Here is a 6,837-nt window from a genome sequence, read left to right on the forward strand (position 1 = left end):
TATATAGGGCAAAATCTTTTTGGCTTCAACCAAAATCATTTACCCTCAAAACCATGTGCCCCCAGAAACTTCTCATATTCCTCGGCGAATGTTGTTTTTCTATGATGCTCCTCTTGGTTGGCAATATATGCTCTCACTTTTTCCACCCCCGATTGGCTCACCGATAGCGCGATGTATTCATCCTGCCATTCAAATTTATGTTTCAACAGACTTTGTTTATTTACCCAAAATGACGATTCGCCTTTTAGGAGCATTACTGTTTTTGAAATAGTCTGCTCTGTGCCAAGCGAAACAAGTATATGTATATGATCCCGGACGCAGTTCAGGGCGTCAACGAAAACGCCCTTTTGCCTGCCGTTTTCTTTGATGTGATGCAGCAAATGGGTTTTTAACTCAGGCGTAATAATCGGCTGCCGGTTTTTGGTTGACCAAATCAGGTGTATCATTACCTTGATGTATGGCATGTGACTTCTTTCGATTTCGGCTAAAGCCGGTTTAATTTCATTTTTATTTATCCACGATCTAAAGATCGTGGCAATTCGTAGCGCCAGCCGGCCGAATTAATATTTACGGAAAAACCCCGCGTTACAAAACAGGGCTTTCATGGCTTTTTATCCTTTTTGAATTATTTAACGGCTCAATGTAAATTGTTTAGTTGCCACGACCCTTAGCCACGACCCTTAGCCACGACCTTTTTTGCCACGACCTTCAGGTCGTGGTATCTTATAGGGCAAAATCTTTATGGCTTTAGCCAAAATTATTTGTTTTTGCCGCACCATCGGTTTGCCCCGCAGTATGCCGTGGGCACCCCGTTTAACACGCTGTGGCGGTGGCTGCAACGGTGGCGTTTTCGGTGGGAAACTTGTCATGAGCAACACAGCATTGCTTTGCTTGCGAATGGAAGTATCTTTTCAGTGGCAACTAATTATGCCTTTATCGCCACGCCCTTGGTTCTGATCTCGTATATCAGCGGCACCCAAGTGTCTTTTTCATACGCTTTAAGGGAAAGGGGAACCGGCTCAATGCGGGGATCTATTTTATAGGCCAGCTTAAAAAGCCTTACCCCTTCTTCAAACCGGTCCTTGCCGAACTCCTGCGAAATTACCGCCACATCTATATCGCTGTCCTTGTGGCAATGGCCGTTGGCTTGCGATCCGTACAACACCATTTTTAACACCGGTATGCCATCGGCCGTCAAAGTCTTGCGGTATTTTTTCAATGTTCTTATAATTTCGCTTTTAACCATTTAAAAACCCTTTTTATTTCGTCAAAATTTTCCGCAGTGAACCCGGCGGTGCATTTTTTATAAAACTCCATTTCCTCTTCGGGATATCTTGATTCCTGGTAAAACTCCATAAACCCGGCCAATTTATCCGTGATCTCTTCCGGCATATCATCGCCCAGTTTTTTGGCCAAGACTGGTAAAGAATGAATATACGGCGCGTGGTTCTCCGTTTTTTTAACCACCAGGGCCTTAAGCAGTTTTTCAACAGCCAGGTGCCCCATAAATAAAGCATAAGGATAGCGCTTTGCCTTTAGCATCGCTTCTGCGGTCTCCAAATCATACTCCGCGCCATTTAACCAGTAATTTACGGTTTTTTCTATGTCGAATTTTAGAGCCATAAACTTACTGCCGCCTTTTTATTCTGTAAGGCGGCGCTATTAGTTCCGCCTTCGCCCCGCTTTGGCGGACAGGCTGGGCTGGCAAGAACTAGGCCCGAGCCATAATCGTATAAAGTTATCTTATCCAGGCGTAAATGATAACAAAACGGCTGTTTATTGTCAAGCAATATTTTGGGAAATCGCTATTGGCTATTTTGCCTTTTTAAATTTATACCTGGCCAGCAGCCAGCCCAATACTACACCCAGCATCAGGCAAAGAAGAGCCAGGACCATGGCCGCGCTCTTGATGAACGACTTAGGCCCCAGGAATTCAAAGGGCTGCTGGTTGTAGCCCTTCTCCTGGATCTGGATGGAGACATTGGCCGACTTGCCCCGACCTTCCCCTTTGATCCGGTTGACCTCGTATTCCAGGCTCTGCGCCTGCTGGCTGATCAGCGCCACCACATCTGGATCGGGATTGGCCGAAGTAAGAACCTTGGCCAGGTGCTTTTAAAAGGCCTTCAGCCTCTTTTCCTTGTTGGGCAGGTCCAACTCGTCCTGGTTCTCGTAATACGACTGGGACTGGACCGAACCCCAGGAGGCCACCAGATTGATGAACGCCACCGCCTGGGATTTTTCCACCAGGCAATTGGCGCTGATGGCCCGCTTGTTAGTTGAACTATTTTTGTAGTCGCTGTAACTCTTGAAAACGATCTTCAGTTCCGCGGCCGCCTTTTGCAGTTCCTTCTGGGCATTATCGATGTTCCCGGTCTCGATGGTGATGTTACCGTTGCCGGGTGCAGCCAGGACCAGGTTCTTGGAAAACAGGTTGGACGTCAAAGCCAGCAGGCAGAAAATGATCCCGGTAAATGTTATCCGGCGCATGATGTTTTCCTCCTTTTTTACCATTTTGCCACAAAGCGATGCACTGAGTTTATCGCAGTGGCTCAAAGACAATAATAACAATTCACGATTTACAATTCACGATTTGGCTTGGCTCTATCTAGTTCCGTTTTCGCTTTGGTATTTTTCCATAAATGCCTTTTGCCACTGGTCAAAACTTTGCTCCTCCATTGCCAATCGCATCCCTTCCATCATCTTTAAATAGAACCTGAGGTTGTGGATGGTTCCCAAAGTGGAGGCTAAAATTTCGTCGGACATGTACAGGTGCCGGAGATAGGCCCGGGTGAAGTTTTTACACAGATAGCAGTCGCATTCGGAATCCACCGGGAAAAAGTCATCAAAATGTTTGGCATTGCGCAGGGCCAGCCGGCCGGTGGAGGTGAACAGCGAACCGTTGCGGGCGTTGCGGGTGGGCATCACGCAGTCGAACATGTCCACCCCTAGCGAAACGCCTTGGATGATGTCCTCGGGGAAACCCACTCCCATCATGTAGCGGGGCTTGTCTTCAGGCAATACGGCATTGGCCGTTGCTATGGCCTCCCAGGTCTGCTCCTTGGGCTCGCCGATGGCCAGGCCGCCGATGGCATAGCCTTCAAAGCCTATCTCCAGCAGCTCCCGGGCGCTGCGTCTCCGCAGTTCCGGGTAGGTCCCGCCCTGGACGATGCCGAACAAAGCCTGGCCTGTCTTAAGCGACAAGAATTCCCGGCGGCAGCGCCGGGCCCAGCGGGTGGTGCGGCCGGTGGAGCGCTCGGCGTATTCCAAAGTGGCGGGATAGGGAATGCATTCGTCAAAACACATGACGATGTCGGCTCCCAGATCCGCCTCAAGCCGCATCACGCTTTCGGGGGTAAACAGGTGGGAAGAGCCGTCTAGGTGCGACTGGAAACCGACCCCCTCTTCCTTGATGTTGCGAAGCTCGGCCAGGCTGAATACTTGAAAGCCCCCGGAGTCCGTTAAAATGGGGCGGTCCCAGCCCATGAAGCCATGTAAGCCCCCGGCCTTCTTCACTAATTCCTGGCCCGGTCTTAAGTAGAGGTGATAGGCGTTGCCCAGAACGATCTGGGCCCCGATGTCCTTTAAATGCTGGGGGGTCAGGGATTTCACCGTGCCCTGGGTCCCCACCGGCATGAAGGTCGGGGTCTGGATAGGGCCGTGGGCAGTGGCGATGGTTCCCCGCCGGGCCGCTCCTGATATATTCAGTAATTTGAAGTTGATATGCTTGTGCCTTTATTAAGGGATACATGAAAGCAGAATATATTTCTGATTTTCGCGTTTTTAGCGGGCAGGGAACCATCTCGTTTTACATGGCGAAGAAATTCCGGATCTTTTTCAGGATGCTGTCCGAGCTGGCCGCCCGCCGCTCTTCCTCGGAGATGGCCCGGGACTTGACGATCCGTTCTAGATTCTCCTTCTGCCGCTGCTCGATTATCTTGGACAAAGCCCCGGCTATTTTGGGGTTGGCGGTGATGATGGGGCTTAAATCCTTCTTCTCCAGCATCAGCACCTCCACATCGCTGGCCGCCTTGATGGTGGCGCTACGCTTCTCCCCGGTCAACAGCGACATTTCGCCGAAGAACTTGCCCGCCCCCAGCTCGGCCACTTTGGCCTGGCGTCCGTCCTTATCCGACACCAGCACTTCCACCGTTCCCCGGTCAATGATATAGAATGAATCTCCGTCTCGGCCCTGGTGCACCAGCGCCTCCCCGGCCGCGTAGGTCTTGGTTGTAAGACTTAAGGACAACTGGCTGATATCGCGCGGAGACAGCGGGGCGAACAGCGGGATATTTTGGAGCTGTCCGGCCATCCTCTGCTGGCCGGCCTTGTTCTGCTGCTGCTCGGTCTGGGGGGTCACTGCGGTCATCTTGACGTCGCGGACCGGAAAGGGGAACTCAATCCCCTGGCGCTTGAAGTGATACCAGATCCGGCTCATCACGTCGTCCTCGATGTCGTAAAGATCTGCGAAATCGTCGATCCAGAATTTCAGGGTGTAGTTTATCGTATAGTCGTCGTATTCCTTGAGCCAGGCCCGGGGCGGCGGGTCTTTCAGTACCGACCGGGCCTCTTTGACCGCTTCCAGCATCACGGCCTTGACCTGGTTGGGCGCGCGATCGTAAGGCGCGCCGATCAGAATTTCCCGGGCGTGGATCGGGGTGGGATGGCTGTAATTGATGATCTCGTTTTTGGCGATGGAGGAATTGGGAATGATCACGAAATCATCGGTAAAGGTCTTCAGCCGGGTGGCCCGCCAGGTCATGTTCTCCACCTGCCCCTCCTGCTGGTTGATGGTCACCCAGTCCCCGATGTTAAAGGGCCGCTCCAGGTTAAGGGCGATTCCGGCGAACAAGTTGCCCAGCACGTCCTGCATGGCGATGCCCAGGATGAAGGTCAACGCGGCCGAGGTGGCGAAGAGCGGGCCCAGGTTAATCCCCAGGTTGACCTTGAGAATGATGAAGAATACCAGCACCGCCAGCATCCAGCGCACTATGTCCCGCAGCAGCAGCGGCACCTGGGCCTTTTTGCTGCCTGAAAGAAGCAGGTCAAAACCCAGATACTCAAAAATCTTAATAGCCAGGTAGAATCCCAGGAATACGCCGCTGGAAAGCACCAGGGTATTGGTCTGGGGCTTTAAGGGAATTTGGCCCCAGTGCAGGAAAAGCCTGAAGGCTATGTACAGCCCGCTGACGTTCAGCGCCAAACTCAGGCTTTTGAAAAACTTCCAACGGCACAGGGCCCTTTGGAACAGCCAGAAAACCACGAAGGCCAGGAACAGCCCGAAGCCCAGCAGCATTAGATTGGTGAATATCTGCATTGGGTTCTCCTTATATTCAAGATGGGATGCGTTTGTGCAGTGTATCTGACCCCGGCAGGTCATTGCGAAAAGGCCTACTATCCTTACACCCTAAGCAATCCAAGTATATTTGTTGGACTGCTTTCGCCTATGCTGTCTTGATTAGCCACTTCAAGCGCCATAGCTTTGGCGAAGGCGCTCGTTCGGCATAAAATAGAGTCTTCTCGCAGTGACGGATACGGGGTTGGGTCAAAACCTTCCCGCCAGGGCCAGCCGGTCTCTCTCCACTATCACAGTAACTCGCGGCTCGGCATTCTGGTTGAACTTGTAAAGATGGGCGCTGACATAGGCGTCGGCCAGCGAGCCCAGCCAGACCCCGATGGTCCACAGCATGTACTTCCGCCGCTTACCATAATAATAATCTTCGTCAAAATAACTCGATGCCAGATATTGCTTATTATAAGAATACCAGTTATATCCCAGACAGCCCAAGGCCCCGGCAAATCCGACCGCTTTAAGATAGTTTTGAGTATATAATTGTCCGCCTCCCGGGAATACGGCCGAAAATGATACCGCCAAAAAGGCCGAACGGCGGGGCTTTCTAAAGGTGGTATCCTGCTGGGCCTTGGCGGGAAGGAATAAGAACAGGGTCAGGGGAATTAATAGAAATATTTTTTTCATATCATGTAACCGTTCACTTCCTGCTCGGCAGGCTTCACCGTTTCCAGGGTTTTCGCCTGATTGTTCCCGGAATAAATATTCAGGGCCAGTTTTTTGTCGATCTTGACATCGCATTTGTCGATCTTGACATCGCAATACCGGGCCACTATCTGCAGGGCCAGGTCCAGCCCGTGTTCATCGTAACTTCCCCGCAACAGTCCCACTGGGCCTTTGGTCTGGTGGTCAGGCCGGATGATCAGGTCGCCCTCCCCGGCCATTTTCAGCAGGGTTTCATTGTCGGCCTTGTTCCGTCCCACCGCCAGTTTTAAGTTCGGAGCTAATCGGAAGTGCCGCCCGGCAGCCAGCAGTTCCACATCCCTTTTCACCAGGCCTTCGTGTTTTAGCAGCTCTTTGAGACGGGCGGAATAGTTGGGCTCGGTCAGCAGGCAGCCCCCGGCCGGCTGGGGGTAATCCCTGATCCCGAAACTTTTGGCCAGATTCTCCTGCCGCTTGCGGCCCCGGCCGGAGAAATCGTAGAGCTTGTCCCGGTCCACCCAGCCCTTCCGCTCCGGTTTGGTTGGCGCCAGCAGTTTGGCGGACAGGGGACGGAGGATCAGGTCGCGGTCGGCGGATAATTTTAGGACGGCATTCAAGCCCCCTTTAGTCTGCGACATGGGCCTTTCTCCCAGCACTTCTCCGGTGACCAGGAATGAGGCTTCGTTTTTCTCCAACAGGCCGTGGGCGGTCCTCAGCATCAGCCCGTGGCAGTCAATGCAGGGATTCATGTTGCCGCCGAATCCGTAACGGGGGTTTTTCATCATCACGAAATATTCATCGGTAAAATCGTGTTCCACCAGGTTTATTCCCAACTGGGCTGCAGCTTT

At 52.2% G+C, this 6,837-nt stretch carries 9 protein-coding genes; all 9 read right to left on the reverse strand.

All coding sequences use genetic code 11. The annotated features are described in order from the left end of the window. Positions 1-35: 35 nt before the first annotated feature. Positions 36-464: an IS200/IS605 family transposase gene (gene tnpA, locus HY768_03015; GenBank protein ID MBI4726188.1), complete on the reverse strand. Its 429-nt coding sequence runs from the start codon at positions 462-464 to the stop codon at positions 36-38. 461 nt (positions 465-925) lie between these two features. Further along, positions 926-1,246 (reverse strand): nucleotidyltransferase domain-containing protein, encoded by a 321-nt coding sequence (locus tag HY768_03020; protein ID MBI4726189.1) that lies wholly within the window; start codon positions 1,244-1,246, stop codon positions 926-928. Further along, positions 1,225-1,623 (reverse strand): HEPN domain-containing protein, encoded by a 399-nt coding sequence (locus HY768_03025; GenBank protein MBI4726190.1) that lies wholly within the window; start codon positions 1,621-1,623, stop codon positions 1,225-1,227. Before HY768_03025 ends, HY768_03020 begins: the two co-directional genes overlap by 22 nt. A 189-nt stretch (positions 1,624-1,812) precedes the next feature. Then, the gene (locus HY768_03030; GenBank protein ID MBI4726191.1) at positions 1,813-2,064 is read right to left on the reverse strand and encodes a hypothetical protein; all 252 of its coding nucleotides are present in this window, start codon (positions 2,062-2,064) and stop codon (positions 1,813-1,815) included. Between the two features lie 48 nt (positions 2,065-2,112). Next, a complete protein-coding gene (locus HY768_03035) occupies positions 2,113-2,487 on the reverse strand; it encodes a hypothetical protein (GenBank protein ID MBI4726192.1) in 375 nt (124 codons plus the stop codon). A 114-nt stretch (positions 2,488-2,601) separates the two neighbouring features. Beyond that, entirely contained in the window at positions 2,602-3,720 is a 1,119-nt protein-coding gene (tgt, locus tag HY768_03040) for a tRNA guanosine(34) transglycosylase Tgt (GenBank protein MBI4726193.1), read from the reverse strand. Between the two features lie 85 nt (positions 3,721-3,805). Next, the gene (locus HY768_03045; protein ID MBI4726194.1) at positions 3,806-5,314 is read right to left on the reverse strand and encodes a mechanosensitive ion channel; all 1,509 of its coding nucleotides are present in this window, start codon (positions 5,312-5,314) and stop codon (positions 3,806-3,808) included. Between the two features lie 228 nt (positions 5,315-5,542). After that, positions 5,543-5,974 carry a hypothetical protein gene (locus HY768_03050; GenBank protein MBI4726195.1) on the reverse strand — a complete coding sequence of 144 codons (432 nt, stop codon included), beginning with the start codon at positions 5,972-5,974 and terminating at the stop codon, positions 5,543-5,545. Beyond that, positions 5,971-6,837 (reverse strand): tRNA 4-thiouridine(8) synthase ThiI (locus tag HY768_03055; protein ID MBI4726196.1); only part of this gene is annotated, 867 nt, incomplete at its 5' end. The genes HY768_03055 and HY768_03050, both read right to left, overlap by 4 nt.

The sequence above is a fragment of the candidate division TA06 bacterium genome, assembly GCA_016208585.1.
Taxonomy (GTDB): Bacteria; Edwardsbacteria; AC1; order AC1; family EtOH8; genus UBA5202.

What these genes read in the sequence shown, in the direction of transcription:
- HY768_03020 (MBI4726189.1), bottom strand. Translation starts at nt 1,246, where the DNA reads ATGGTTAAAAGCGAAATTATAAGAACATTGAAAAAATACCGCAAGACT.
- HY768_03050 (MBI4726195.1), bottom strand. Translation starts at nt 5,974, where the DNA reads ATGAAAAAAATATTTCTATTAATTCCCCTGACCCTGTTCTTATTCCTT.
- HY768_03035 (MBI4726192.1), bottom strand. Translation starts at nt 2,487, where the DNA reads ATGCGCCGGATAACATTTACCGGGATCATTTTCTGCCTGCTGGCTTTG.
- HY768_03025 (MBI4726190.1), bottom strand. Translation starts at nt 1,623, where the DNA reads ATGGCTCTAAAATTCGACATAGAAAAAACCGTAAATTACTGGTTAAAT.
- tnpA (MBI4726188.1), bottom strand. Translation starts at nt 464, where the DNA reads ATGCCATACATCAAGGTAATGATACACCTGATTTGGTCAACCAAAAAC.
- HY768_03045 (MBI4726194.1), bottom strand. Translation starts at nt 5,314, where the DNA reads ATGCAGATATTCACCAATCTAATGCTGCTGGGCTTCGGGCTGTTCCTG.